General features: G+C 49.6%; 3 protein-coding genes. 2 read left to right on the top strand and 1 reads right to left on the bottom strand.

Annotated features, from left to right (window positions below; genetic code table 11):
- On the top strand, window positions 1–577 hold a 577-nt coding region (locus ACZOWY_RS11735), incomplete at its 5' end, for a nitrogenase component 1 (protein WP_484398437.1).
- A 61-nt stretch (window positions 578–638) separates the two neighbouring features.
- Window positions 639–1520: a radical SAM protein gene (locus ACZOWY_RS11730; protein WP_484398436.1), complete on the top strand. Its 882-nt coding sequence runs from the start codon at window positions 639–641 to the stop codon at window positions 1518–1520.
- 114 nt (window positions 1521–1634) lie between these two features.
- Here ACZOWY_RS11730 and ACZOWY_RS11725 read toward each other — a convergent pair.
- Window positions 1635–2040, bottom strand: a 406-nt coding sequence (locus tag ACZOWY_RS11725) for an efflux RND transporter permease subunit (RefSeq protein WP_484398431.1), incomplete at its 5' end; no start/stop codon positions are given.

Here is a 2040-nt window from a genome sequence, read left to right as displayed (position 1 = left end):
TGGGGAAAAATTGGCGAAAACAATGTGGGAGCAGTTCGGCATCCCGTATTTGTGCTGTGAGTATCCGTATGGAATCCAGGGCATGCGGGTGTTTTTACAGAAACTCGAAGAACGCCTGTCATTAGATTTTTCAGAAGAAATCCGCAAAATGGAAATGGAAGCAGACCGGTTGGTCCGATACAGCGGCATGTACCTGACGACGTTGTACCTGCTTCCGGCGATAGTTACCGGTGACCGGGCGCATCGTCCCGGTATGAAGCGGTTTCTGCAGGATGAACTAGGGATGGATGTTACAGCTGAGTTCGATACAGATGCCGGCGACCAGGATCAGTTGGAAACGGAATTGCAGCATTCCAATGCGGTACTGTTGCTGGGTTCTTCTTTTGAGGCAGAACTGACGGAACGGTTTTCGCTTCCACTGGTGCGGTACGTTTATCCCGTCGTTGACGAAGTCTGCCTGACACGGCAGACACTGTTGGGAGCGGAAGGCACAGCGTATCTCATCCAGCAGATCGTGAACGCGGTAATGCGGGTGCGCTATAAAGCGGAAGGAATCTTCCGGGCGCTGCGGGATTAAAAGCAGTGATATATTTAATCAGTGTCTCATTAAGTTCAGTATAAAAGTTGAGGTTTTGCATTTGACGCAGGAAAGCAGAAGAACAAACACAACTGTACAGGGAAACATTTTTAAAAGCAATGTCAGCGCAGGAGAAAATGACTTTGCGAGGCATCCCTGTTTTTCCGAAAGCCTGAACCAGTACGCGCGGATCCATCTGCCGGTGGCTCCTGCCTGTAATATTCAGTGCCGGTACTGCCTGCGCAAGTACTGCTGTGCCAATGAATGCCGTCCCGGAGTAACGGCGCGGGTGATGACGCCGGTGGAGGCGCTTGACTGGTACCTTAGCCAGAAGAAGCAATTTCCCGAAATTACGGTTGCCGGTGTTGCCGGGCCGGGGGATGCCCTGGCCAACTGGCCGGTTGTAAAGGAAACATTACGGAAGATACGTGCCGTGGATCCGGAAGTATATTTATGTCTTTCCACAAACGGATTGCTGTTGCCGGAATATGCGGAGGAACTGAGGGAGAGCGGCGTGCGTTTTGTGACGGTGACGGTGAATTGTGTTGAAGCGGAATGCGGAGCAAAATTATATGCGTTTGTCAATTATAAAGGAACGCAATACAGAGGGTTGGAAGCTGCCAAACTGCTTTTCCATCAGCAGATCGAGGGGATACGGGTCGCAAAAAAACTGGGCATGTTTATCAAAATTAACTGCGTAGCGATCGACGGAATCAACCTGGACCAGATTGAAAAGGTAGCAAACCTGGCGGAGGCGTTGCAGTGTGATGTTATGAACATCATCCCGTTGCTCCCGGTGCCTGGCAGTGAACTGGAAAAAGAAAAGCCGCCGTCTTGTGAACAGATTGAACAGCTGCGGCTAACCTGTGGTAAAAAGATCCGGCAGATGAAGCACTGTAATCACTGTCGTGCCGATGCAGTTGGAAGACTGAAAGGAAAGTGAATTTCTGCAGTGAAATCTGATTCGGGGTGATTATTCTTGTATCGGATATTATTGCGAACAAATCAAAAAGAGCAGCGCTGAAGTTAATCAGCACTGCTCTAAAATTTTGCTGCCTCATATCCTTTTTGGGAACCGTTTCTTCAGCCAGAGGAACAATACAGGAATTACAAACAGTGTAAACACGGTAGAAGTAATCATGCCACCGATAATGACCCAGGCCATGCTGACACGGGTTTCCGAGCCTTCGGAAAGACTCAGGGCCGTGGGCAGCATGCCGACTACCATAGTTATGGCGGTCATAAAGATAGGTTTCAGCCGGACTTTGCCGGCTTCTACTACAGCTTCCAGAGGAGAAATGCCTTCGTGAATCCGGGTAAGAGTGTAGTCTAACAGCAACGTGCCGTTTTTGGCGACCAGGCCGTCCATTACCAGAATACCGATCAGCGAATACAGGTTGATGGTGTTGTTGGTGAACAGCAGGAAAAAGATAGAGCCGATGATGCCCAGAGGTAATGAGAAC

It is taken from the genome of Succiniclasticum sp. (assembly GCF_056977735.1).
Note: the sequence above shows the minus strand (reverse complement) of the source record. Positions and strands in the feature narration are given on the sequence as shown.